Here is a 24,111-nt window from a genome sequence, read left to right as displayed (position 1 = left end):
CGACTGGATCGGTCCTTCAGAACACGAAGGCTTCATCCCCAGCGGGGATGTTCTGTACCGGCATGGCCTGCGCAGGCACGGCCTGCGCGGGTAATGCCACCGGGGCATTGCGTTCACTCCAGGCGCGCACCACGACCGGGCCGGCGTCGTTCTGTGCCGGCATGGGCTGCGGTGCGACTGGTTGCTGGGCGATGGGCTGCGGTGCGGGCATCTGGGCGGCCTGCGGCTGCGGCACCACCTGGTCCATGGCCCCCATCACCACGCGTGACAGCGCGGCGTCGGCGGTGCGGACCAGGCCACCGCGCACCATCGCGCCGGTGGAGGGGTAGACCTCGTAGGCACGCGCCGGGTCCACCGGCACGACGGCCTGTGCATACGTGGGCGAGAGCGCCTGCATGGCCTGCACGCGCGCTTCGGCCACGCCCTGCGGCTGGCCGCTGAACTGCGGGTGGTGGGCCACGTCGACCACGCGGCGCTGTGCACGGCTGACCACGTCGATCGGCGCGGCCCCGTTGGCGGCGACCATGTTGCCGCGCTGACGCGAAATGGACGCGAACACCTTCTGCACGTAGCCGTGGCGGAAACCGGTGGTGAAGTTGCCCGAGTAGTAGCAGCTGAAGGACTTGCCCCAGTCCTTGCCCGAGCGGCCATAGCACTCGGCCAGGATGCGCGAGGCGGCCTGCAGGTTCGGGCACTGCTGGAACGCCTTCTCGTACGAGTCCAGCCCGTACTTGGCCAGGTTGTAGCGGTTGACCTGGGCCAGGCCCACCGAGAAGTTGTAGCCCTTCTCTTCCAGCATGCGCACGGTGGCGAGCGCCTCATCGAGCTGCTTGGGCTGGCGGACCAGCGCGCCGCCGACCACGCCGATGGCGTACGGGTTGCGCGACGATTCCACGTTGATCACGTGCTGCATCACGTCCATGGACACGGCCATTTCCGGACACACCATGGCTTCAAGACCGGGCAGCATCAGGCATCACTCCCTGCGGCCAACGCGCGTTCGGGGCTGAAATCGATGCCGGTGATGTAGCGGCTGCCGGCATGCGCCTTGATGTGCACGACCACGTCGATGGTCATCTTCAGCAGGCGCTTGATCACCGAGAACTCCAGGCCGGAGCCTTCGGCCGAGGCCTTCACCATCAGGCCCAGCTGGTCCCAGGTCTGTTCCGGGCTGCCGGCGTGGCAGCTGGTGATCGAGCCGGGATGGCCGGAGGCGCAGTTGCGGATGAAGTAGAACGCTTCATCGCCGCGAAGCTCGGCCAGGATGATGCGGTCCGGCTTCATGCGCAGGCACGCTTCCATGCAGCTCTTGGCCGTGACGTTGCTGGCGCTCTGCCCGCCCTTGGAGTACAGCAGGTGCACCACGTTGGGCTGGCTGATGAACAGCTCGCGCGCATCTTCGATGGTGACCAGGCGTTCGTTGGCCGGGATGTGGTTGACCAGCGACTTCATGAAGGTGGTCTTGCCGCTGCCGGTGGCACCGGATACCACGATGTTCTTGCGGTACTGCACCGCCTTGCGGAAGAACTCGGCGTAATCGCGGTTCTGGCGCAGGGCGAGCAGTTCCTGGTCCTGTTCGCTCAGCGCGTGGCCCTGCTCCAGGATCTGGTTGAAGAACCCGTCGCTCTGGTACTGCTCCAGGGTCTTGGTGTGCTTGGACGGCAGGCGGATGGTGATCGACACCTTGCCGGCGTCGCACGCCGGCGGGATGACGAACTGGGCGCGCTGGCCGGTCGGGAAGGTCAGCGACACCACCGGATCGACGTCGGTGATGCGCTGGCCGGTGTTGCTTTCATTGACCACGGCGGTACAGAACTGGCGCGCACGCTCGAAGGTCAGCGTGGGAACTTCCACACGCTGCCATCCGTCACGCGTTTCCAGGTACACCTCGCCCGGACGGTTGATGCAGATTTCCGTCACATCGGGCGAGGTCATGTACTGGTGAATGCCCAGAACCTCGTACTGGTACCTGAGAAACTCACTGGAAACGTCGGCTACAGGGGCCACTTCGGCGTCCATGTTCTGTCCAGGCGATCAGCGGCGGCGCGGCAGCACGTCGCTGAAATCGACGTCCTTGGCCACGTAGACACTCATCACGGTGCCTTGGTTGATGGTGACGGTGGGCGGGCGACGCTCGCTCATCGCTTCGTTGGCCAGCCGCTCCATGCTGCGCGCGGTGGCGCTCTCATAGGGCGACTGCACGGCAAAACCGTTGCTGCTGATGGTGGTGGTCTCCGGACCGTGTTCGGCCGCGGCGTATTTGAAGGCGTCCGCGATCAGGCTGATCATCAGCGCCGAGGCGATACGGCTGCCCCAGTGGGCGCTGTAGTCGCCCGGGTGGCCCGCGCCACCGAGCTGGTCGATACCCGGGCTGGACATCGCCACGTCGATGCCGTTCGGCGTGGTGATGCGGTCCCAGATCACTTCGACGCGCTTGCCCTTCGGGCCGCCGCCATACGCACCGTAGATCTTCGAACCCTTCGGCAGCAGCAGGCTGCGGCCGTTGATCGAATACACCGGTTCGGTCAGCAGGCACGAAGTGAAGCCGGAGACGTCGGTGATGATGCGGGTTTCCAGCACGCAGCGCAGGTAGGTGCCGCGCACCAGCAGTGCATCCGGGCTGCGGATGAACGCAGCGCTGGAGACGTCTTCGACGTCGGGACCGCGGCGGACCTTGGCCGGTGCCGGCTGCTGCGCACCCGGCAGCTGCGCCATCATCGCGCGGGTGTACTCGTCATCGGGACGGCCACCGAGGCCACCCTGCCCTTCGGCCCCAGTCGCCCCATTGCTGCCACCCACGCCGTTGCCCGACGCCATGCGGCGGTCCAGCAGCGACGGCTGACGCGGTTCGTTGGACATGCCCATGTCACTGGGAATGGCCGGCGGTGTGCGGTACGGGTTGTCCTGTTCCGGCGGCGGCAGCGGCGGCAGCATTTCAATGGGCTGCGCATCGGCCACCGGGGCCTGCGGCAGCACCGGCTGCGCCGTCGGCAGTTCAGGCGTGGACACGCGGGCCTGTTCGTTGACCTTGGCCGGACCGTCCTGATCGTCGCTGCTCTTGCGCAGGAGCAGGAAGCCCATGGCGATGATCAGCACCAGGATGCCGCCCAGGAACGCCAGCGCCTTGCGGTTCAGGCGCTGTTCCTCGGCCGAGCGCAGCTGCGGCGCGGCGGCATCGAGGTTGGGATTGTTGTCGGCCACGTTCTGGCCGTAATACGGGTTGCTCGGCGCGTCGCCGTCGTCGCGGCCGCGGTTCGGCTCGTTGCCGGGAGTGTTGTGCTGGCTCATTTCTTCACGTTCCTTCGCAGACCAACGACGTTGTCACCGTGACGGATGACCAGGTAGGGATAAGTGCCATGCACGATGAGCGAATTGCCCTCCACCGTCGTGTTGACCACGAAATCCTCACCGTACTCGCTCTCACGGCCGAACACCGCCGGGAAAATGCCCGTCTTGTACTCCGGCGACGCCGGCAGTTTCAGGTAGGTGAAACGGCCATCGTCGTAGGCATTGACCGGAATCAGCCAGCCCATCTTCTTGGCGCGGCGGGTGGAGTACGAATAGTCGAAGTTGTACTGGCGATCCTTGGCCAGTTCCGAGCTGAGCAGCGGCTTGACCTCTTCATCCACCGCCTGCTGGGCGGTACCGAACTCGGTATCGCTGGGGTAGCTGAAGGCGATCTTGTACTGCACGCCGGCACGACGCGCCTGTTCCAGCTGGCGCCAATCGGTGGCCACCACCTTCAGTTCGAAGATGTAGGAATGGGTCTCGGTGCGCACCATCATGTTGGTGTCCACGTCGACGTTCTTCGGCTTGAGGTAGAACACGTTTTCGCGACGGGTCAGCTCCCAGCCACTGCTGAAGCCGGTGCTGTAATCCAGGATCTTCTCGTTCGGGCTCAGTTCGATCTGGGTGGTGAGACCCAGGCCGGTGCGCACCGGATAGATGCGGTCCTGTTCGTATTCGTAGTGGTCGACCACCTGGGCCTTCGCAGGCGCGGAGACCAGGGACATCATCGGCACCAAGGCCAATGCGGCCCACCAAAGTTTGCTACTACTCATCGGTTGCTTGCTCCCTCAGCAGTTCCGGTGGAAATGTTCTGTGCCGGCACGTTGGCCGGTTGCCGCGGCGCGACTTGTCCTGGTATCGCCTGGCCCGGCACTGCCTGCCCGGGGTATTGCTGCTGCATCGGCTGCGCGGGGACCTGGCCCGGCACCGTCATCTGGCCCGGCACCTGCTGCCCCGGCACCACCATCTGGCCGGGGACGGCCTGGGCCGGCACCGCAACCGGCTGGCCGGTGGCCGGGTCGATCATGGTGGCGGTGGCCGGGTTGTTCGGGTCGTACACCGGCGCTGCCGCGGCGGCAGCCGCTGCCGCCTGTGCCGCCTGCGCCGCAGCCGCCTGGTTGGCCTGCCTGGCCATATCGGCGTCGTCGGGCACCGGCACGCCACGGGCGTAGTCGTTGTCGACGCGGTATTCGGTCACCTGGAACGCCAGCGGATTGAGGATCCGGTCCTGTTCGCTCAACGCCAGGTCGGTGCGGTAATCAAAACGCATCGTGACCAGCTTGTTGTCCAGGAACTGCGAGACCCCGGTGGTCTTGTCGAGCAGGCTGCGCTGGATGCGCACCGAGGCGCCGCGGAAACTGCCATTGCCTTCGGCGGCCAGCGGCGTGATGCTCAGGATCTTGACCCGGATTGCCTTGTTGGTGCCATACACGAACACCGGGTTCTGCGGATTGTTGTTCGCATAGCGCTGGCGCTGGGTGGCGGCGACCGGCTCGGACGACATCGTGAACACCAGGTCCCAATCGCGCAGGCCCATCACCGCCGAGTCGAACGACTCGCGCGCCAGCACGTACTGGGCCACGTTGCTGCGGTTGATGGCTTCGTTGGCGGTGATCGATCCGTCACCGAAATTACCCGCCAACCGGGCCACGGTTGCGTTGCCGGTGTAGGCGTCGGCCATCACCAGGAACGGCACCTTCTCCTTCAGCGGCAGCATGTAGTAATAGCCGCCGGCCAACGCCAGCGACATCACCAGTGAACCGGTCGCCACCCACCAGGCGCGGCGCTCGCTGCGGCGCGCCATGTCGGCAACGGTCAACTCGTAGCTCACCGCCTTGGCGACCGCCTGGTCGACCTTGGGGGTGTTGCCTGTTTCCTTCTTTCGGAACATGGGGTCATCCGTACTACTGGAACATCAAGGGGCCGCGGAACTCAGCTTCCGCTGGACGCGTCGACACTGCCGGCGGCAGCGGTCGGCGATGCGGCGGAGGCGGACTGCACGACGATCTGGTTGCCGACGATGGACACCGACACGCCCTGCCCTGCATAGGCGGCAGTGAGATCGATCATCGCCTGCTGCGGATTGGTGGTGCCGATCGTGGAGACCGCGCCATACAGCGTGTAATCGGAGCTGATGCGGTAATCCAGCGTCATCCCCGAATCCTTGGCCCAGCGTTCAAGCATGGTCTTCAAGGTGCCATCCATGGGCGAGGCCTGGTACACGTAGCTGGTGTACAGCGGAATTTCCATGGTGGTGCTGGCGAAGCGGTTCACCGGCTTCCAGCGACCGCCAAAATCCGGCGCGTCGGGAGTCGCACAACCGGCGAGCAGCAGCACGGCAACGGCGGTGGCAACGCTGATGGATCCCTTTGACAGAAACGCTTGCTTCATACGAACTTCCCTATGACGTACGGAATAGCGGCTTTTAACCGGGAAAAAACGGCAACACGCTGACGTGTCATGGCCTGAGGTCAGGCCCGACAACGCAACGTTGGATGCGAGCAACACCTTTCACCGGTGCAACCGGGCCCCCGCCCCGTCTGGTGTGTAAACGCCCCGAACGCCTGTCCGGCCCCTGCGCCTGCACACCCAACCCGAGAAAAGCCATCCATGTTCCTCTTGACTGCTTCAGTGCATGTCTTCCAGCACTGGTCTCAACAACAAATTCATGACGTACAGAACGTCCATCACAAATACGATGCCACACATTCGCGTCAAATCAACGTCAAAAGCGACAATTTTTTAACGTTCATCCCGCGTTTCTTTGACGCACGTCACATGCCTTCACATATGACGATTACAGATCCAACGTAGGCACCGACGTCTTCGGCAACAGACGCGATGTGAAGTAGCGGTCCTGGTAATACTTGATCTTGTCGCACTTGACCGGATGCGGAATGCCCTCGTAGAGGAACACCTCATGGTCATTGCCCATCGCCTTCAGCTCCTGCGGCAGCATCAGCGCGCGCCGCTCTTCGGTGAAGCTGTGGGTCTTTTCACGGGCGTGCGTGACATTTTTCCTGCGCACGGTGGTGTAGCCGAGCATTTCCGAATAGTCGTTGGCATCCTGCTGCTCACGCGGCGCGTAGAGGATCTGCAAGGCGTGGTTGGTGATGATGGTGCGCGAGACGTCCCTGCCGTAGGTGGCGTCGAGCTGGGCCATGCTCTGGATGATGGGCAGCAGGCGCACGTTGTAACCGGCCATGTAGGATACCGCCGAGGCGATGATGTCCACCTTGCCGATCGCGGTGAATTCGTCCATCAACAGCAGGCACTGGTACTTCAGGTCCGGGTTGGACTTGGGCAGTTCCTTGGTGTTGAGGTTGATGATCTGGCTGAAGAACAGGTTGATGATCAATCGGCTTTCAGCCAGCTTGTTGGGCTGGATGCCGATGTAGATGGTCATCTTCTTCCTGCGCAGGTCGGTCAGCAGGAAGTCGTTGGCGCTGGTGGCCTTGTCCAGCACCGGGTTGATCCAGGCGTTCAACGGCTCCTTGAAGGTGCCCATGATCGACGCGAAGGTCTCATCGGCCTGCGACAGCAGGTTGGCGAATGCCGAACGCGCATTGCCGCTCAGGAACTTCTGCTCGGACAGGGCCTTGAGGTACTTCTTCAGGTCGCTGCCATCGCCGGTGGACAGGCGGAACACCGCGCCCAGCGTCGGCGTGCCCTGCCCGCCGGGGAAGCCCTGGCGACGCTCGTCGTCCCAGTTCTCGAACAGGTACAGGGTGAAGGCCATGAACGCATTGCGCGCCTGGCTGATCCAGAACTTCTGCTCGTCCGAACCATCCGGGTACAGCATCGCGGCGATGCTCATCAGTTCCGAGACGCGGAAGGCCTGGTCGTCGGACACGTAGCTGAGCGGGTTCCAGCGATGGGTGCGGCGGTCTTCGGCAAACGGATTGAACAGGAACACCTCATGGCCCTGGCTGGCACGCCAGCCGCTGGTGAGGTCGAAGTTTTCCTGCTTGATGTCCAGCACCACCACCGACTCGCCGTACTCGAGCAGGTTCGGAATGACCACGCCCACGCCCTTGCCCGAACGGGTCGGCGCGGCGAGGATCACGAACTGCTGGCCACTCAGGCGGACCAGCTTACCGCCGAAGCTGCCCACCACGATGCCGTTGTCGGTCTTCTTGAACAGACCGTGCCTGGCCAGGTCGGCGGCGTCCGCGAAGCGGGCATCGCCGTGCAGGGATTTCTTCTTCGGCTTCAGCACGAAGAACAGCGCAACCAGACAGGCCACGATGGGCAGGCTGAAACCCACCACGCCCGCCGCCTTGATCTTGGTCAGGTACGGCGCAACCGCCGGCTGGTCCATCGCCTGGACGTACTGGTAATAGGTATTCCACTTGAACAGCCCGGTATCGAGGCCGAGGAACAGCAGCGTGAGGTAGCCGGCAAGGCAGTAGCCAACAAGTGCGGTCAAGAGGATGACAACAGCGGTGACAACGATCTTCTGCGTGGACAAACCCAATCCTCCATGACGCGCCCGAAGGCGCTACGACTTACGCCGACGCCTGCGTGGCGCCGCGCGTGTACCGGTTGCTTCAACTTCCCCAAGGGCCGTCTTCGCTTCCTCGCGCAACAGCGACCAGTGCAGGTGCGCCTCATCAAGCGACACCACATCGGTCAGCCGCGCGCCGTCGGACGTGAGGACGGCGAAGCCGAACACATCGGCCGGACTGTAGACCGGCGAATATGTCAAAGCCACCAGCTGAAACCTGCCATCTACCCGCAGTGCGTGAGGGAATTGCACCATCACGCACGCTCCCTCGGGTCGATGCCAATGCGCGCATGCTAATGCACGTTTACGGCGATGCCAATCAGAAATTACTTACAATACAGCTGTGAATACAGGTGTACTCGCAACAATGTTGCGCGTGGCGGGACAATGTAACGAGATCGCGTTCAACACTCATCGCAAGCCGTGAAGATAGCGTGTACGTCCCGCACGTCTCACTGCGGTCAGTTGTTGCCGCCGAGGTTGCGGTGCGTGGGACACATGCACCCACTCACCGAACTCTTCGATGAGCTGGTCGAACGGAAGTTGCAGCGCGACGATGCGTCGCGCCAGCGCCATGGAGGTCATCCCCTCCACCTGGATGTCTGCGGCCTGGCCACTGCGGTGCTGGCTGCCAGCCACCCCGCCTACGGCGCGATTGACCGCGGCCGAGCGGAAGCCGGACGTGATGTACACCGGTTTACCAATTGAATCGCGCAACGGCTGCAGCACGTTTGTAGCCAAAGCCTGTAGTGCGGCGCGCTCTGCACGGTTGGGCACGTTGGGCAGCCCTGTCGCGGTCCGGGTGAACTCTTCAAGATGGAAGTTCGGCGTCAACAGCATCGGCATCCACACGCGGAATGGGATGGTCCAAGCGTGAAGCGTGCGCACCTCGCCGACGTGAAGATCGCGTGAAGAAAAGGCGAGACCGATCCCCGGTTCCAGCGGCCACGCCACAGCATTCCAGCACCGGATACCTTGATTCCGGCCATATGTTGCGCCGCAGCAGTACAATGGGCCGCTTCATTCTCCGCCTGCTGCCCATGAGCCCCACTCCCCTCCCCCTGGCCGCGCGCCTCACCGCGCGCCAGCGCACGCTGATCATCCTGGCGCTGTCGCTCGGCGGCTTCGCCATCGGCACCAGCGAATTCGCCAGCATGGGCCTGATGCTGGAGATCAGCCGCGGGCTGTCGATCAGCGAGACCCAGGTCGGCCACCTGATCAGTGCCTATGCCATCGGCGTGGTGGTGGGAGCACCGGTGCTGGCGTTCGCCGGCGCGGGGTATGCACGCCGCACGTTGCTGCTCGGCCTGATGGGCTTCTATGCCGTGGGCAACCTCGCCAGCGCGCTGGCCCCGGATTACACGACGATGTTGATCGCCCGCTTCATCGCAGGCCTGCCGCATGGCGCCTACTTCGGCGTGGCCATGCTGGTGGCCGCCGCGATCAGTCCGCCGGCGCAGCGTGGCGCCGCCGTATCGAAGGTGCTGCTTGGCCTGTCGGTGGCGATCCTGGTCGGCAATCCGCTCACCACCTGGCTGGGCCAGCAGTTGAGCTGGCGCACTGCGTTCGCGCTGGTGAGCGTGCTGGCGATTGCCACGGTGCTGATGATTGCCCGCTTCCTGCTACCGGACCCGGATGAAGTGCGGACCTCGCCGATGCGCGAACTGCGCGCGTTCAACCGGCCACAGGTGTGGCTGGCGCTGGCAATCGGCTCGGTGGGCTTTGCCGGCATGTTCTGCGTGTTCACCTACCTGGCGCCGACGCTGGTACAGGTGACCGGCCTGGCCGAGTCGTGGATGCCGGTGGCGGTGGGCATCTTCGGCATCGGCGCGATCATCGGCAATGTCGCCGGTGGCTGGCTGGTGGACCGCTTCCAGTTCCGGGCGGCGGCGATCGTGCTGCTGTGGTCGATCGTGGTGCTGCTGGCCTATCCGCTGGCCGCAAACTCTGTCTGGACGATCTTCCCGATGATCATCGCGGTGGGCACGATGGGCGCCCTCGCCGCCGTGCTGCAGACCCGCTTGATGGACGTGGCGGGCGAAGCGCAGACCCTGGCCGCGGCGTCCAACCATGCCGCGTTCAATACCGCCAATGCGCTGGGCCCGTGGTTCGGTGGCCTGGCTATCGGCGCCGGCTTCAGCCCCGCCGTGACCGGCTATGTCGGTGCGGCCACCGCGCTGGGCGGCCTGCTGTTGTGGGTCGTGGCAGTACTGGTGCAGCGCCAGTCGCGCACTGGTGCGGTGGTGGCCTGCGAGCGCTGATCCGCAAACGTGGCGCCGCGCTGAAGAAGCCCCGCTCCGGCGGGGCTTTTTTGTTGGGATTTTCCTATCATGGCGGCCCACCTCTCCCCGATGCCGGCCCGTTCCGGTACGTGGCCCGCTTTCCTGGATGTACCGATGATCCACGACTGGTCCCCTTCCCCGTGGGGCCGACGCCTCTCGCGTTCGCCGGACTGGCGGCTGCGCCGGCTCGATGACCGTTTCGAGCTCACCGTCGACGCGCAGGTGTATTCCCTGCCGGTCAGCGCAACCCAGGCGTGGCACCTGCAGCGCGGTGCGGTATGGACCACGCTGTGCATGTCGACCGACGAGGGTGACCTTCGCCTGGGCGGGCTCCCCAACGCGCAGGCGCACGAACTGGAAGCGCTGTGGAGCGCCAGTGCGCAGATCCATCGACAGGACCACGCGGTGGGCGAGGCCAATGCAGCGTTGGCGCAGATCCGTGAGTGGCTGCAACAGGTCGACGCGGTGATGGCGGGTGCCGATGCCGCGGACCGCTGGCTGACCCAGGAACACCAGCATGCGCTGCTGTACGCGCGCCCGGTGCTGGCGCTGGACGACGATGCGCTGTGGGCGGTGTTCGACGATCCTGCGCTGCGCCCGCAGCTCGCGGGGACCGCTGCGGTGATCGAGGACGACCTGCTGCGCTGGTCGGGCGACTGGACGGCGGTGTGGGCGTCACGCAATGAAGCGCACCTGCAACGCGAACGGACCGATGCGGCAGCACTGCTGAGCCACGTGGAGCGGCTGCCCCTCAGCGACGAGCAGGCACGCGCGGTGCTGTGCTTCGACAGCCGGATGCTGGTGGTGGCCGCCGCCGGTTCGGGCAAGACCTCGACGATGGTGGCCAAGGCCGCCTACGCCGTCGAGCGCGGCCTGATGGCACCGGACCAGATCGTGATGCTGGCCTTCAACCGCGAAGCGGCCGGCGAACTGCAGCAGCGCACCAGCGCCGCCTTCGAGCGGCTGGGCCTGCCTGCCGGCGACGTCACCGCCTGTACCTTCCACGCGCTCGGTCGGCAGATCATCGGCAAGGTCACCGGGCGCATGCCGGAGGTGCCTGCGTGGGCGGTGGACGCCGCCCAGGGCTTCGAACAGCTGGCCGACATCATCGACCGCCTCAAGGACCGGTCGCTGCACTTCCGCACCCAGTGGGACATGTTCCGGCTGGTGTTCGCGCGCGACCTGCCGCCGGAGGGCCAGGCCGCGCCGGCCGACGGCTGGGACGCCGAGGGTCACCGCTATGTGCGCACGCTTCGTGGCGAACGCGTGGGCAACATCGAAGAATGCGTGATTGCCGACTGGCTGTTCTACAACGGCGTTGAATACACCTACGAACCGCACCCGGTGCTGGATACCGCCACCGATACCTGGCAACCGGGGCACGCGGACTTCTTCTATCCGGGCACGACGCTGTACCACACGCATCGCACGGAAGACGGCGCCGGTCCGCACCCGCGCGGCCGCGATGCGATACAACTGCAGACCAGCAGCGGACAGCTGCGCAGCGGGGCGCTGTTCGAGGCACTCGAAACGGCGTTGAGCGAACACCGCATCGGGCTCGACCCCAACCCGGACCGCGAGCTGCCCGCGGAGGGTGCAAAGCCGATGCCGGACAGCGACCTCATTGGCCTGCTGCGTACCTTCATCAGCCACGCCAAGAGCAACGGCCTTGCCGTGGCCGACCTCGCCGAGCGCCTGCGCCAGCTGCCCGAGGACCGCTTCAAGCACCGCTATCGGCTGTTCCTCGAGCTGGCCACCCCGATCCTGCACGCGTGGGACGATGCGCTGGCCGCCGAGAATGCCATCGACTTCGAGGATATGCTCAACCAGGCCGCCGAACACCTTGAACAGGGCCGCTACGCATCGCCGTATCTGCTGGTGATGGCCGATGAGTTCCAGGATGCCTCGCGTGCCCGTGCGCGGCTGTGCCGGGCGCTGGTGGAGGCGCCGGGGCGGCACCTGTTCGCGGTGGGCGACGACTGGCAGTCGATCAACCGCTTCGCCGGCGCGGATGTGAGCTGCATGACCCGCTTCGAAGCGACCTTCGGGCCGTCGCAGATCCTGCACCTCACCCGCACCTTCCGCTGCCCGCAGGCGTTGTGCGACGCCTCCAGCCGCTTCGTTTCAAGGAACCCCGGGCAGATCGCCAAGCAGGTGCGCTCGCTCGCACCGGTACAGGGCCCGGTCCTGCAGGCCTTCCAGGTGGCCGCGCGCGACCGCCTGCAGGATGCGATCTACCAGTACCTTCAGCGACTGCAGCAGCAGCTTCAGAGCGGGGCCATGGCGCCCGGCCGCGATGGCCGGTTGTCGGTGTTCATCGTAGGGCGGTACAACGCCGAGCGCGCGTTCCTTCCCTCGCACTGGGCGGCGCGCTTCGGCGCGCACCTGCAGCTGAGCTTCCTCACCGCGCATCGCGCGAAGGGCGCCGAGGCCGATATCGTGATCCTGCCGGCCATGCTCGACCGCAGCTTCCCCAGTGCCCGCGCCGATGATCCGGTGCTCGCGCTTGCAATGCCGCATGCCGATGCGTATCCGCTCAGCGAGGAGCGCCGCCTGTTCTATGTCGCATTGACCCGTGCGCGTCGCGCGGTGGTCATGTTTACCGTGCAGGGCAAACGCTCGCCGTTCCTCGACGAGCTGGTCCACGATGGCGCCGTGGAGATCACGGCCGCCAGCGGCGAGCCGATCCGCGAGCAGGCCTGCCCGGCGTGCGATGGCGGGGTGATCGTGCAGCGCAGCGGGCCCTACGGCGAGTTCACCTCATGCTCGGGCTACCCGCGCTGCCAGTACAAACCGCGACAGACGGCGGCGGCAACAGCACCACGGTAGCGCCACGCCCTGCGTGGCTGACGCATCAATCAAGCAACCCCAACAGCGACCGGTGCACCGCAACCCCGACCAATGCACCCTCGCCCACCGCCAACGCGATGCTGCCGGCCATCCGCCCGGCATCGCCACAGGCGAACACGCCCGGCACCGTCGTCTGCTTGGCCGAATCGGCCGTGATGCAGCCGGCATCCATCAGCTCGCAGCCAAGCTGTTCGGCCAGGTCGCAGGACAACGTCGACGTCGGCAGCAGGAACAGCGCATCGAGCACTACACGGCGGTCGTCGGCCAGCACCACGGTGGCCGTGTCTTCGACACGTTGGACGCGGGTCGATTCGATCACCACGCCGCATGCATCGAGCCGCTCGCGCTTTTCAGGATCGATGCTGCCAGGGTCCGGGCAGAACAGCGTGATCTTTCCCCAGTCGCACAGCAGCAGCGCCTGCCCGACGCCACCATCCTTGGCGCAGCCGAGCACGCCGATGTTGCCTTCATACAACTCATAGCCGTGGCAGTAGGGGCAATGGTAGACACTGCGTCCCCAGCGCTCGGCAAGGCCATCGACGGGCGGTAATGTATCGGTTACGCCATATGCCAGCACCAGCCGGTCGGCGGCGAACGTGCGGCCGTCGGCGCAGTCCACCTCGAACGAAACGCCTTCCTCCACGACGCGGGCGCTCGCGGCCTTGCCCTCCACCCAGGTCACGGTGGGATAGGTAAGCAGTTCGGTGCGCGCCTGCGCGGCGATTTCCGCCGGATGCATGCCTTCCCGGCCGATGAAGCCGTGCGCTTCGAGGGAATTGCGGTTGCGCGGCAGGCCACTGTCGATCACCAGCACGCTGCGCCGGGCCCGGACCAGCTGCAGGGCGGCCGACATGCCGGCGTAGCTGCCGCCGATGATGATGACGTCGAAATGGTCTTGCGCTGTACGGCTCATGCGCGGGTGGTACCTGTGTAGATGGATTTCGGCAGCATACGGTTGCCGCGTGAAGTACCGCTCACGTGGTCGCACCTTGCAGCGTCAGGTAGCTTGCGGGCCGATTGCACATGAACAGTTGCCTAGCGTTCGCTCCGTGTGAGGCTCGGATTCACTGCTTCGCTACCGGGTTCCAAGCAGGATCGAGTCACCCACAACGGGTTCAACCACGAGGTAATTGAACATGGACAAGAATCGTACTGAAGGCGCGAAGAACCAGGTCAAGGGCACCGTGAAGGAAGTAGCTGGCAAGGTGACCGGCGATAAGTCGCAGGAACTGGAAGGCAAGGTCCAGAAGGAAGTCGGCAAGGTGCAGAGCGACGTGGGCAAGGCCCGCGATAACGCGCGCCATTGATGTCGGTGCCACGCATGGCGTGGCATTGCGTCAACCTCATGAAAGACGCCCCTTCCTGGGGCGTTTTCTTTTTGCGGTTTTCTGCTTCGACATCCGGCGCTCTCCGCCAGATACGCAAAACGCCTGCCGGTGCTGGTCATACACCGTCAACGTGACAGGGGCATGCTGAATGTTCGTGCGGGAGAATAACTATGCGGATATCGGGCAGTTTTCTTGCAGCAAGTGCTGTCACGCTGAAGGTAGGCGTCGTGTTCTGGGTCCTGGTGGCCTGGCGGACTCCGGGGGGCGAGCCTTGGGACGCGCCCGCGTTCTGGACCGTCGTCTATCCCATCGCACTGGGGATCGCTGCGGCTCTAGGCGCGTGTTTTCCCCGGCATGCGTGGCTGTGGGGCCTGCTGTTCATGGCGCTGGAGGTGCCAGTAGCGGCCATGGCGTCGGGCTTTGGCCCGATGTTTCTGGCCGGACTGGTATACGCAGCGGTGCTGGCGGTGCCCGCGATGGCTATCGCGGCAGCGGTGGGGGCGCTGCGTCGCCGCCTGCATGAGGCTTGAGGCATAGACCGCCAAGGCCGCCGCCGCGAAATATCCAAGCACATTCATGTAGTTCAGCTCCTAAAGCGAAGGGTTTGGCAGGAAGTGAACGACAGTCCTTGCTATAGCAGCAATGGGGAGCGCGATGCTTAGGGCCACGGTCAAACGGTTCCCCGCATTGCCTTGGAATGGAATCCAGATGACTAAAACGATAGTGATCAGCGAGAAGATCACCACTGCTTTGCCGCTTGCCATCATCGCCAGACACAAGGCGATAAACGCAAACAACTCAAGAGCAAGTTCGATGTAAGTGCGTCTATTCATCTTTTTCCGTCTTGCTTGGGCTGGGAGTCGTCCATGACCGCGATGGAAGCTTGCGGCCCACAAATGATATCACGAATCATTCGCAATTGAGGCGGATCCAACAGGCCACTGTCAGACTGCCTTGAGTGGAAAGCTTGGCTTGCACATACGCGACAAGCTCAAGACTTCGATATGGCGAGACGGCGAGCACATTTTGAGCGTGGAAGGATTCCACAGCGCCAGGGCTCTCGATCTGCCACTGCTCGTTGACCGTGGCGTCTGGGGAGCCGCTCCGGTTCAACGTGAGCTCCTGTAACTCCCCGGCGCCCGTCAGTCGAGTGATTGCCAGGTCAGCATCCGTTTTGCTGAGCTTGACCACTCCTTGATCCTTCAACTATGCGAAGAGTCGAGCACAGCCGATGAAAGGACGACCGCACGCACGTGGCCTGGGCCAGATCTATGGTCCGGAGGGTACGCTTGATAAGCCGGCAGTCGAGCACGACGCGAAGTTCGACGGGGACTCGCTGGACGAAGCACCAGCGGCCGGTGGCGGGCCGGCTCAGACGAAGAGCGATGCGCATGCGAGTGATTCCTCTGCATGCTTCCTGCCTTCCAATCGACTCAAATCAAGATCTCAATCCAGATCACTTTTTTAGCATCTAGTGGCGGAGAGAGTGGGACTAAACGTGCCCACTCTTAAACCTTTGATTTGCCTACAGAACTCAAACCGGAATGTGTCCTGGTGAGTGTCCTCCAAGTCTACGATCTGGGCACCCTACAAGCAACGTTATTCCCACCGAGTCTTCTGCCCATGGGCAGCGCGATGATCGCTCTTGGTTCCCAACGTAGAGCGCCGCTAGTCAATCAGCACAAGTCAGCGTGTTCAGCATGGTGCGTGCAGACCGTCGCCCTGCGCCCCCCATTTAAGCCTTGGGTCTAGCAGGGCGTGGGCGAAGATCAAGCTGGCCATTTGAATGAACGCCATTCCTGGCGTCGCCCTCGCCTATGCTTATGCTTGACCTCCTTGCACGTGGTTCCTCTATGCCAAATCTTTGCTCAAGGTGGTTGCCCGCTTCCACCATATGCTCTCGCGCCTGATTGATCGCGTCCGCTTGCAGCGCCGATGCCCGCTTGGAAATGTGGGCTTTGGCTCGGAAGTAGCGTTGCTTGGCTCGAGCGGCCTCACGTGACTTTGGCGTGGCCTCATACTCGGAGAGCTTGGCACGAGCCGACAGATAAGCCATACGCGCATGCTGAGGTCGGGCGACAGCGTGCGCATAACTCATCACCGCCAGCGCCAGGCGTTCAGTGTCCTCATACAAGAACGAGCTGGTCGCATAGGCGTCGACTCGTCGACACATGAGTGTGGTGTAGGCTTTTTGAAACTGCGGTTCGATCTGGATGCCGCCCACGCTTCGAAGCATATCAAGCGAGTCTTGCGCAGCTTGGCGCTGGCTCTCCAACCATTGTTCGACGAGCTCTGCTTCGGTGTTGAGAACGTCAGCGTCTTGCCCAGTCGCCCGCGCCAACCGCATCACCCGGCTGATCCGTCGCGTTATCCCCACTGGCACAGCTGTGGGCATGATACGTGAAGCGGTCGGTCTCGCTATGCCAGCGGTGTTTCCTCTGCCTGGCGTCCCCTCCGGTAGCGCCGCCTGTTCGCGCGCACGATCCGCGAGCGCAGATTGGTGGGAGTGCCCTTCGGGAACGCCATGAGTCTGGTGGGCGGTTTGCAATCGTCGACTAATGATCCGCTCCACGAAGCTCCCTACTGTAAGCGCGTGGTCCACACCCACCTTATTGGCCTGGCGCATCATCGCGGTCCGGGTCTTGCCCATATGCTTCGTTGGAGGGCGGCTGAGCTCTTTGGCTCGCGCGAAATCTTGCTTTAATGCAGCTTCCCGAGCTTGAGCCCTCAGGGTGCGGTGATCGACACGATCGCTTGCACCAGCGCGTTCCAAGTGCGCATTGATGACGCCTTCAATGGCTTTTCGAAGTTCCCGAATAGCCTTGGCACCGCCACCCTGTCGCGAGTCAAACGCCATGCCGGCGCGCTCGCCGAGTCCTCTAGAGTCGACCTTTCGCGCCGACATCAACAAGTGCACATGATGATTACGCTGATCGCCTTCTTTCGAGGGGGCGTGAATGGCAACCAAGACCGCAACTTGATAGCGGTCGACCATGAGCTGCCCCAGCGACGTCCCCCCGACTTCAGTAGCGGGCGGGTTTAGAGTCCGTTGCTGATGTTATCTTTCCTCGCCGCCAACTGCGCGGCCTACTGGGCGGGTGTTTGCCCGCCAAGCGCTCGCTTGGGTCTTTCTTCGTTGTAGTCGCGCCGCCAGCTTTCAATATTGGTACGGGCATGAAGCAATGTCGGGAACCAGTGCTCGTTGAGGCACTCGTCGCGTAGCCGCCCGCTGAAGGATTCGACGTAAGCATTTTGGTTCGGCTTGCCCGGTTCGATCAGACGCAGGGCAACTCCCTTTTCGTGAGCCCAGGCCACCATCGCCTTACCGCAAAACTCCTTGCCGTTGTCTGTCCTGATCACTCGTGGCAGCCCACGCTGCATGGCCAGTCTGTCCAGCACCCTGGACACGCCTTGCCCGGATATTGCCCGCTCCACTTCGATGGCCACAGCCTCGTGGGTGGCATCGTCGACAATGGTCAGGCACTTGACCACCCGGCCTTCCGCGGTACGGTCGAACACGAAGTCCATCGACCACACCTCATTGGCAGCGGACGGCCGCAGGAGAGGCTGGCGCTCGCCTACCGGCACCTTCTTACGCTTTCTGCGACGCACCTGCAGGCCCGCTTCCTGATACAGGCGCTCCACTCGCTTGTAGTTCACGACAAGCCCTTTCTGCCGCAGTTTCAAGTGGATCATGCCTACCCCGTAGCGTCTGTGCCGATGCGCCAGCGCAGCGATCTGCTCGCGCAGCTCAACGTTGCGGTCGGCTCGAGGCTCATAGCGCAGCGCGCTAGCGCTCATCCGCACCACCGTCAGCGCTCGCCGCTCGCTCAACCCCTTCTCGACCATGCTCCGCACCAGCAGCCTGCGCGCCGGTGCGGTCACCACTTTTTTCGCAACGCATCCTTGATGACGTCGTTCTCGAAGACCTGTTCCGCCAGTAGCTTCTTCAGGCGCGTGTTCTCCGCCTCCAGGTCCTTGAGCCGCTTGGCGTCGGGCACGCTCATACCGCCGAACTTGCTGCGCCACAGGTAGTACGAGGCCTCGCTGAAGCCATGCTGGCGGCAGAGGTCCTTAATGGGCATGCCGGCCTCAGCTTCGCGTAGGAAGCCGATGATCTGTTCTTCGGAAAAGCGTTTCTTCACGTCCAATCTCCTTGTCATTGAGGATTGGACTCCAAACCGCTTCTCTACTCAATCTCGGGGGGACGTCGCCAGATCCAGGGCTAGGGCTTTGCGCTGGGCGTCTGAGAGGCTGTGAGGCAAAGCGACCTCGACCTCACGGCAAACGCGGGCGTTAGCACGTGTTTCGGCTGCCTCGTTGGCGTCCCAAAACTTCTGAGCGTCATAGCACCAATTTGGCGCTCCAATGGGGGCGAGCATTTGATGATGGGCAACACCATGCCGGTGCGAGTAGCGGTGATAAAGACCTGTTGCGGTATCGACAAGATCAAACCCGGCACGATAAGCAGCAGCGGCGACGGAGGACTCGCCTTTTCCGCGAGAGAACGATTTCAGTGTTGCGTGATAAATGGCCATTTAAGTAGGGCTCCTGTGAATGGAGCACCCAATTAAAGGCGCGACTTGTCTTCGTCTAGTGCTGTCGGGCAACTGCGTAAGCGAGCGCTAGCTCACACTTTCCTCGGCGACCGAATTGGTCTGCCTGCCTGGCCATTTGACCCCGTCAAATGCGGGCGCGTCAGCGCTCGGCCAAACCCCGGCAGGCCGCACGGTTTACGCGAAGCGGAAACCATAAGTGCGGTTTTGACTTCCTGTTTTAGGGGTCATCCGCACCCTAGATTCCGTCCCAATCGATGCCTCCCAATCGCCAACGAACTTACGCTGAGCGTATCTGTTGGTGAACGAAATATGAATAGGGAGAAACAGCGATTGCCACTGGCGCCGTTTGCTCTCGCGCTAGACTGAGATGCGGGTCATAGACAGGGCCCCGTCATGCGGCGCGTCGTCCCAGTCCAAATTTGCAAGGAATGCTATGCCCATCACCGGGGTCAAGATCAAGGGTCTGAGCTGTTTCACCACAGAGTTCTGCGGCTTTGACGAGTTCAAGCTGATCAATGTCATCATCGGGCGCAACAACACCGGCAAATCGCAGCTACTGAAAGTGGTCCAGAGTCTTTGCTCGCCGGATCGCACCAAGTCGCGCCTTCCTGCCTCGTATAGATTCACGGGCACCTTCGACGAAGGGACGCTGCAAGGAATTTTTTCCAATTCTCAGCGCTCTGGTGCCCTCGGCGTTCCGAACACCCAAAGCAACTGGACGCATCACGGACTGCGGTTCGTCGACACACCAGTGAGTTGGATCGAGAACGCCCACGAGCTCGTGAGTGAGCTATCACATCGGGCGCAGGAAAGGCCTGATGCCTGGGGCAGAATTCTCCCTCATGAAGTTAACGAAGCGACAGAGATGGAGCTTAGCAAGGCAGTAAGCCGACTCCGGGGCCCATTTGCCGACAAAGTTTTCCGCCACATGCTGGCTGATCGCGACATACGTAATGAGCCTGCCGCCGCGAAGCTTGCGCTTCGCTCAGACGGGCAAGGCGCGACGAACATCATCCGTGACCACCTCATCCGGGCGGACAACATCATGGTTACGCGGCGCCTCATTCAAGGCGAACTGCGAGCAGCGCTCAACCATATCTTCGGCCCGGACGGCTCCTTCTCAGCAATTTCGGTGCATGAACAGGCAAGTGGCGAATGGGAGATCTTCTTGGAAGAGGCTCTCAAGGGGCTCATCCCGCTCAGCAGTTCCGGCAGTGGCTTAAAGACCGTTATCTTGGTCCTTCTCAATCTTCTCATCGTCCCCGTTCTCGAAGGCAAGAGCGCGAGCGACTACATATTTGCGTTTGAAGAGCTGGAGAACAACCTTCATCCTTCCCTGCTCCGGCGTCTGCTGAAATTCATCGACGAGTTTGCCGTTAAGAACGGGTGCTCCATCTTCTTAACAACCCATTCCAGCGCGACTCTGGATCAGTTCAGTCGCTCAGATCACGCCCAGTTCGTGCGGGTTTCGCATGATGGGACCGCTGCATCGACCCAGACCATCTCCGCGCATTTTGATCACTCTCAGGTAGTCGGTGACCTGGGTGCCCGCGCGTCAGACATCTTGCAAGCGAACGGAATCATCTGGGTTGAGGGTCCCTCAGATGCCATCTATCTCAACCATTGGATTGAGACCTTCTCCGAAGGCAGTCTCTTGGAAGGCCGTGACTACGCCTGCGCCTTCTACGGCGGATCATTGCTCTCTCGGACCACGCTCAGTGACCCCACGGCAGCCAACCCGGAGCTGATCAAGCTCATGCAACTCAACCGCAACGCAGCAATGGTTTGCGACAGCGATCGGTCATCAAAGAGCAGTTCGCTCAAAAAGCGAGTTCTGAAAGCGCAAGAAGAAATGGCAAAGCTGCGTAATGGATACATGTGGGTGACTGCCGGCAAAGAAATTGAGACTTACCTGCCTGGCTCAGTGATTGGCAAGGCACTCAGCCTGAAAGCCGATCCCGTTGATCCTGCGCAGTTCGAGCTCTTCTTTCCAAGCGCATCTAAGTCGAAGAAGGGTGACTCTTACGTTGAGGCCAAGCTCAATCGGGCCAGCATTGACAAGGTTGAGCTTGCCCTCGCCTCTCGCGAGCACACCACATCAGCCATCATGGCCCCACGCTTTGACTGGGCCGAACGCATGCGAGAACTGGTGGCCACAATCCGAAAGTGGAACGATTAGTCTGGCTCGGTGAGGCGCTTCAAATGCTTGTTCAGGACCCATCCGAACCGCAACGCGCCTTCGTCGTCCACCGTTTGGACAAAACGCCACTTGCCGGCAGCGCGCAGGACCTGCACTTCCTCACCGTAAGGCAACCAATGCGTGGCTGGCTCAGAGAGCTCTACCCGAAATGGAGCGGAACGGACGATGACCTGGTAGGCGTGATCAGCCATCTCTAGATCCAATATGGCTTGATTTAGCGCGACCATCTGACGCCCGCTTCGATTCTGCTCGTCAAGCTTGGCGTTCATCGCCTGACTTTGCGCGTCAATCTTGGCCATGTGCTCAGCGTGGTCTTGATTGCTTCCTATTTCCGTATAGAGGAAGCAAGCGATTGTCAGCGCATATCCATAGAGGACCATTCGATCTGCATGCGGTAGACCGGATGATCGCAACGCAGCCAAACACCCCACCAACCATGAAACCAGAGATGTTGCCGTTGCCGGCATTGCAGCAGGGGGCGTTGCCATGTCTGGTGACGAGGCTGACGTATCCTCCGACGCCTCCTGCAAAAGCTGCTCCATGCGCTCTTGCATCTCGACGCTGGACATCTCCGATAGCCAAGACTGAAATGCCGGCGATTGGCTCAGCTGCGCTGCTACGTGCAACTGCTCGCCGAACCGCTCAGCCAAGCGCCTGACAGGTCCAATGCTTGACTCGAGTCGGCGCATCGCCTCGACGGCAGCGTCGCGTTGGGGCGCATACCGGTCGCGCCAAGCAAGAATGTCATTTGCCGTTCGGCTTGCAGCTATCGCGAGTTCGCTGACAACCGGCTGCCAAGGCATGAGGGACTGGCGCAATGCCATGGCTGATCGCCTGGCCATCTCTGCATATTCGTTCAACTGACCCATGCGGTCGGCCAAGTTCTGTCGTATGCCTGAGGACATACGCAGCACGTCGCTGTTGGCCAGCTCTATCGCAAATCGGGTAGCGGGTGACTCGATATCTCGCATAGCGGCAATCGATGGATGCTGCTGGGCCGCGTGGAGAGCATGGATGGCTGAGTTGCGTTGCATCTGCTCAACAAGCCGCGTTGCCGAGCTTCGGTCAATCACACGCGTGAGCCGCGCACCCGGCGTTTGGTCTGGCTGACGCGCGTCTTCCTGGTCCGAAGTCATTGGCAGCTCGCAGATAGGTTGCCCTATCTTAGAAGCAGCCTACCCGCTCGGCCAGCTTCCGCTGCGGAGTTGGGATCTACGCAGGCAAACCGCTACGGCTGATCCTGCGCTGTGCGATCAATTTGAGCGTGGCGAACCCGGATTTCTTCGGCTAGTGCCCGAAGCTCTTCGGGTTCGTAGTCCTGGACAGCTTTGATCAGCTCGGCTAGCTCCGGCGTCTCGGCAACCAAATACGCCACGGACACGCCCAAGGACTGGGCGATCTTCAAGGTCGTTTCCCAGTCGGTCGCATGGACGCCGCTCTCATAGCGGCTTATGTAGGGCCCCGCCCGCTTTTCATCCAACCCCACGCTCTTCCCCAGGGCCCGCTGAGAGACGCCAGACGCTTTGCGGACCTCTTTCATTCGGGTCGCGATAAGGGTCTGGATCGAGAGGGCGAGCGCGTTCATCTGGGAATGATGAACGTCAGTTACGCCCAACGCAAAGTTACGTTGAACGCATCATACGTTTGACGTAACCTTTTTGGCAAGCCCGCTCCGGATCGCCCCCCTCCATCGCCTGATGCTCGCTCAAGCGCGCTCGTCCAATCGGCCCCTACGGCCTCCGGCCGAATCCCGGGACCTGCCTAAACCTTTGTCCACACTCCCTGCCCTCACCCATCCGCTTTCAGACCTCAAAGGAATGACCATGCCCAAGACCCTTCTGGTTTCACTTGCCACCGCCTTGCTGCTGACTGCGTGCTCTGCTGGACCGTCTGCAAACAAGGCGGAGGACGCGATGCTTGTTTTTGTGAAGGCCAACGGATCTGACGACGCTCGCTTGACCAAGTTTGCTATCGACAAGTGCGAGAAAGGCGACGGTGGCTACAACTGGCCCGTCAAGGCCCGCGTCTTGGCCATGAATGGTCGCTTTGACGAAGACTTCAATGGCGTCTTTACGTTCGCCGAGGTGGACGGCAACTACCAAGTCGTCGGCGTCGTCAGCCGCACCCTTTGATTGACCCCGACGCACTTCGCACGGCAGCCCGCGCTTATCATCCCAGAGCCAATCAGGAATTCCCATGACCGTCGGCACGTTCTTCCTCCTGCTCGTCCTCGGCGCCACCGCGCTTGTGCTTATTGGCTTGGGCCGCAGTTTCAAACTGCGGAGCGAGCGCGGCAACTTTGAGCAGGACTACGCGCGAAGCTACTTCTACCGCTCGGGCGCCATCGCGCTGTCACCTGAGCAAGTGAGGATCAAGCTTCGTGACCGCAACCAGACCAAGATCTACCCTTTTGCTGACGTGCGAGCCTGGGAAAAACACTGGCACAACACCAAGCGCGAAGGGACATCTTGACCACACGAAGATGGCCCTCGTGAGCAGCCTGGGCAAGAGCTCGACTGTCCTTGCCATGAGGGTCGCTGTCCGGAACTAGTAGCTTCACCACCTCAGAGTGGCCGCAGGCGCTTGCTTCGTATAGCGCAGCGGAATGGTCCGCTAGTGCGTCACTAACGGGCAACAGTAGCTCCACGACCTCTTTGTGCCCTGCCCGAGCTGCACACACCAGCGCTACTGAGTTTCTTGCCCTTGGCTCAGTTAGCGGAACAAGCTTACGAACAACATTGGCAAGCCCCTCCTCGGCCACCAACGCCATGGCAAAGACTCTGTCGTTGGGGGACAACATGGGAATCAGTGCTTCAATCAATGCCTCACGGTTGGCATTTATGGCGTCGTGAACCACTTCCCATGCCAGGGGCGCACTATCAGCTGACTCAGAGACAACCTTCATGATTGCTCTGACATCCGCGCTTTGGATGTCTCCGATCAAGCTGCGGCCAAGAGGCACACGCCATCTCCGAAAGAATCCTAAATTAGGGCAGGCTCATTGTTCGTCAAGTGAGTCACGACCGAGCCTGATCTCTTTCCGCCAACGCCTATCGGAATAACGGGCCAGGGAGCCGGCTAGAACCGTGGCTCACTT

At 62.4% G+C, this 24,111-nt stretch carries 25 protein-coding genes and 1 pseudogene; 7 read left to right on the top strand and 19 right to left on the bottom strand.

The window, feature by feature from the left end:
- Positions 1 to 16: 16 nt before the first annotated feature.
- From ACQG3P_RS11440 to ACQG3P_RS11400, 9 genes are all read right to left on the bottom strand, one after another.
- Entirely contained in the window at positions 17 to 970 is a 954-nt protein-coding gene (locus ACQG3P_RS11440; RefSeq protein ID WP_426805101.1) for a transglycosylase SLT domain-containing protein, read from the bottom strand.
- Complete coding sequence (gene virB11 / locus ACQG3P_RS11435) at positions 970 to 2,019, bottom strand: P-type DNA transfer ATPase VirB11 (protein WP_068852730.1); 1,050 nt, start codon at positions 2,017 to 2,019, stop codon at positions 970 to 972. Before virB11 ends, ACQG3P_RS11440 begins: the two co-directional genes overlap by 1 nt.
- A 15-nt stretch (positions 2,020 to 2,034) precedes the next feature.
- A complete protein-coding gene (locus ACQG3P_RS11430) occupies positions 2,035 to 3,288 on the bottom strand; it encodes a TrbI/VirB10 family protein (protein WP_426805100.1) in 1,254 nt (417 codons plus the stop codon).
- Positions 3,285 to 4,061 carry a TrbG/VirB9 family P-type conjugative transfer protein gene (locus ACQG3P_RS11425; RefSeq protein WP_093535996.1) on the bottom strand — a complete coding sequence of 259 codons (777 nt, stop codon included), beginning with the start codon at positions 4,059 to 4,061 and terminating at the stop codon, positions 3,285 to 3,287. The genes ACQG3P_RS11430 and ACQG3P_RS11425 overlap by 4 nt, the downstream gene beginning before the upstream one ends.
- Positions 4,058 to 5,179 carry a virB8 family protein gene (locus ACQG3P_RS11420; protein ID WP_095362703.1) on the bottom strand — a complete coding sequence of 374 codons (1,122 nt, stop codon included), beginning with the start codon at positions 5,177 to 5,179 and terminating at the stop codon, positions 4,058 to 4,060. The genes ACQG3P_RS11425 and ACQG3P_RS11420 overlap by 4 nt, the downstream gene beginning before the upstream one ends.
- A 41-nt stretch (positions 5,180 to 5,220) precedes the next feature.
- Entirely contained in the window at positions 5,221 to 5,679 is a 459-nt protein-coding gene (locus tag ACQG3P_RS11415; RefSeq protein ID WP_068852741.1) for a hypothetical protein, read from the bottom strand.
- A 406-nt stretch (positions 5,680 to 6,085) separates the two neighbouring features.
- Positions 6,086 to 7,744: a type IV secretory system conjugative DNA transfer family protein gene (locus tag ACQG3P_RS11410; RefSeq protein ID WP_426805121.1), complete on the bottom strand. Its 1,659-nt coding sequence runs from the start codon at positions 7,742 to 7,744 to the stop codon at positions 6,086 to 6,088.
- Positions 7,745 to 7,789: 45 nt separating this feature from the next.
- Positions 7,790 to 8,053, bottom strand: coding sequence for a hypothetical protein (locus ACQG3P_RS11405; RefSeq protein WP_141236186.1), 264 nt, complete (start codon positions 8,051 to 8,053; stop codon positions 7,790 to 7,792).
- A gap of 153 nt (positions 8,054 to 8,206) precedes the next feature.
- Complete coding sequence (locus tag ACQG3P_RS11400; protein WP_426805099.1) at positions 8,207 to 8,749, bottom strand: D-Ala-D-Ala carboxypeptidase family metallohydrolase; 543 nt, start codon at positions 8,747 to 8,749, stop codon at positions 8,207 to 8,209.
- Between the two features lie 86 nt (positions 8,750 to 8,835).
- Here ACQG3P_RS11400 and ACQG3P_RS11395 point away from each other — a divergent pair, with 86 nt between their 5' ends.
- Positions 8,836 to 10,056 carry an MFS transporter gene (locus tag ACQG3P_RS11395; RefSeq protein WP_354277922.1) on the top strand — a complete coding sequence of 407 codons (1,221 nt, stop codon included), beginning with the start codon at positions 8,836 to 8,838 and terminating at the stop codon, positions 10,054 to 10,056.
- A gap of 135 nt (positions 10,057 to 10,191) precedes the next feature.
- A complete protein-coding gene (locus ACQG3P_RS11390) occupies positions 10,192 to 12,906 on the top strand; it encodes a UvrD-helicase domain-containing protein (protein ID WP_426805098.1) in 2,715 nt (904 codons plus the stop codon).
- Positions 12,907 to 12,931: 25 nt separating this feature from the next.
- Here ACQG3P_RS11390 and ACQG3P_RS11385 read toward each other — a convergent pair whose 3' ends face one another.
- Complete coding sequence (locus ACQG3P_RS11385) at positions 12,932 to 13,840, bottom strand: NAD(P)/FAD-dependent oxidoreductase (protein WP_426805097.1); 909 nt, start codon at positions 13,838 to 13,840, stop codon at positions 12,932 to 12,934.
- Between the two features lie 223 nt (positions 13,841 to 14,063).
- Here ACQG3P_RS11385 and ACQG3P_RS11380 point away from each other — a divergent pair, with 223 nt between their 5' ends.
- Together ACQG3P_RS11380 and ACQG3P_RS11375 are read left to right on the top strand one after the other, a co-directional pair.
- The gene (locus ACQG3P_RS11380) at positions 14,064 to 14,234 is read left to right on the top strand and encodes a CsbD family protein (protein WP_068852760.1); all 171 of its coding nucleotides are present in this window, start codon (positions 14,064 to 14,066) and stop codon (positions 14,232 to 14,234) included.
- Positions 14,235 to 14,425: 191 nt separating this feature from the next.
- Positions 14,426 to 14,785 (top strand): hypothetical protein, encoded by a 360-nt coding sequence (locus tag ACQG3P_RS11375; RefSeq protein ID WP_426805096.1) that lies wholly within the window; start codon positions 14,426 to 14,428, stop codon positions 14,783 to 14,785.
- Between the two features lie 60 nt (positions 14,786 to 14,845).
- Here the strand turns inward: ACQG3P_RS11375 and ACQG3P_RS11370 are convergent, their stop codons facing one another.
- From ACQG3P_RS11370 to ACQG3P_RS11345, 6 genes and pseudogenes are all read right to left on the bottom strand, one after another.
- The gene (locus ACQG3P_RS11370; RefSeq protein ID WP_426805095.1) at positions 14,846 to 15,088 is read right to left on the bottom strand and encodes a hypothetical protein; all 243 of its coding nucleotides are present in this window, start codon (positions 15,086 to 15,088) and stop codon (positions 14,846 to 14,848) included.
- 76 nt (positions 15,089 to 15,164) lie between these two features.
- On the bottom strand, positions 15,165 to 15,446 hold the full coding sequence (locus ACQG3P_RS11365) for a hypothetical protein (RefSeq protein ID WP_426805094.1): 282 nt from the start codon (positions 15,444 to 15,446) through the stop codon (positions 15,165 to 15,167).
- Complete coding sequence (locus ACQG3P_RS11360; protein ID WP_426805093.1) at positions 15,418 to 15,648, bottom strand: DUF6538 domain-containing protein; 231 nt, start codon at positions 15,646 to 15,648, stop codon at positions 15,418 to 15,420. The genes ACQG3P_RS11365 and ACQG3P_RS11360 overlap by 29 nt, the downstream gene beginning before the upstream one ends.
- A 342-nt stretch (positions 15,649 to 15,990) precedes the next feature.
- Positions 15,991 to 17,250 (bottom strand): MobA/MobL family protein, encoded by a 1,260-nt coding sequence (locus tag ACQG3P_RS11355; RefSeq protein WP_426805092.1) that lies wholly within the window; start codon positions 17,248 to 17,250, stop codon positions 15,991 to 15,993.
- A 92-nt stretch (positions 17,251 to 17,342) separates the two neighbouring features.
- Positions 17,343 to 18,418 (bottom strand): IS3 family transposase gene (locus ACQG3P_RS11350; protein WP_426805091.1). Its coding sequence is split into 2 segments (ribosomal slippage): positions 17,343 to 18,142 and positions 18,142 to 18,418, totalling 1,077 coding nucleotides; the frame shifts between segments, so codons are not numbered across the junction.
- 51 nt (positions 18,419 to 18,469) lie between these two features.
- Positions 18,470 to 18,793, bottom strand: a pseudogene (locus ACQG3P_RS11345) (MobA/MobL family protein); the annotation flags it as partial.
- Between the two features lie 454 nt (positions 18,794 to 19,247).
- Between ACQG3P_RS11345 and ACQG3P_RS11340 the strand changes: the two are divergent.
- Positions 19,248 to 20,993 carry an ATP-dependent nuclease gene (locus ACQG3P_RS11340; protein ID WP_426805090.1) on the top strand — a complete coding sequence of 582 codons (1,746 nt, stop codon included), beginning with the start codon at positions 19,248 to 19,250 and terminating at the stop codon, positions 20,991 to 20,993.
- Here ACQG3P_RS11340 and ACQG3P_RS11335 read toward each other — a convergent pair.
- Both ACQG3P_RS11335 and ACQG3P_RS11330 read right to left on the bottom strand, forming a co-directional pair.
- Positions 20,990 to 22,150 carry an SH3 domain-containing protein gene (locus ACQG3P_RS11335; RefSeq protein WP_426805089.1) on the bottom strand — a complete coding sequence of 387 codons (1,161 nt, stop codon included), beginning with the start codon at positions 22,148 to 22,150 and terminating at the stop codon, positions 20,990 to 20,992. The two genes, ACQG3P_RS11340 and ACQG3P_RS11335, sit on opposite strands and share 4 nt — an antisense overlap.
- Before the next feature lie 92 nt (positions 22,151 to 22,242).
- A complete protein-coding gene (locus ACQG3P_RS11330) occupies positions 22,243 to 22,599 on the bottom strand; it encodes a helix-turn-helix domain-containing protein (RefSeq protein WP_229289964.1) in 357 nt (118 codons plus the stop codon).
- Positions 22,600 to 22,837: 238 nt separating this feature from the next.
- On the opposite strand from ACQG3P_RS11330, the gene ACQG3P_RS11325 reads away from it, so the two are divergent.
- Positions 22,838 to 23,146: a hypothetical protein gene (locus tag ACQG3P_RS11325; RefSeq protein ID WP_426805088.1), complete on the top strand. Its 309-nt coding sequence runs from the start codon at positions 22,838 to 22,840 to the stop codon at positions 23,144 to 23,146.
- Between the two features lie 64 nt (positions 23,147 to 23,210).
- A complete protein-coding gene (locus ACQG3P_RS11320; protein ID WP_426805122.1) occupies positions 23,211 to 23,486 on the top strand; it encodes a hypothetical protein in 276 nt (91 codons plus the stop codon).
- Here the strand turns inward: ACQG3P_RS11320 and ACQG3P_RS11315 are convergent.
- Positions 23,386 to 23,784 (bottom strand): ankyrin repeat domain-containing protein, encoded by a 399-nt coding sequence (locus tag ACQG3P_RS11315; protein ID WP_426805120.1) that lies wholly within the window; start codon positions 23,782 to 23,784, stop codon positions 23,386 to 23,388. The genes ACQG3P_RS11320 and ACQG3P_RS11315 overlap by 101 nt on opposite strands.
- Between the last annotated feature and the right edge of the window lie 327 nt (positions 23,785 to 24,111).

Source organism: Stenotrophomonas sp. SrG (assembly GCF_050031795.1).
In the GTDB taxonomy this organism is placed as follows: domain Bacteria; phylum Pseudomonadota; class Gammaproteobacteria; order Xanthomonadales; family Xanthomonadaceae; genus Stenotrophomonas; species Stenotrophomonas rhizophila_A.
The sequence above is the reverse complement of the archived record's forward strand: the minus strand, read 5'-3'. Positions and strand labels throughout refer to the sequence as shown.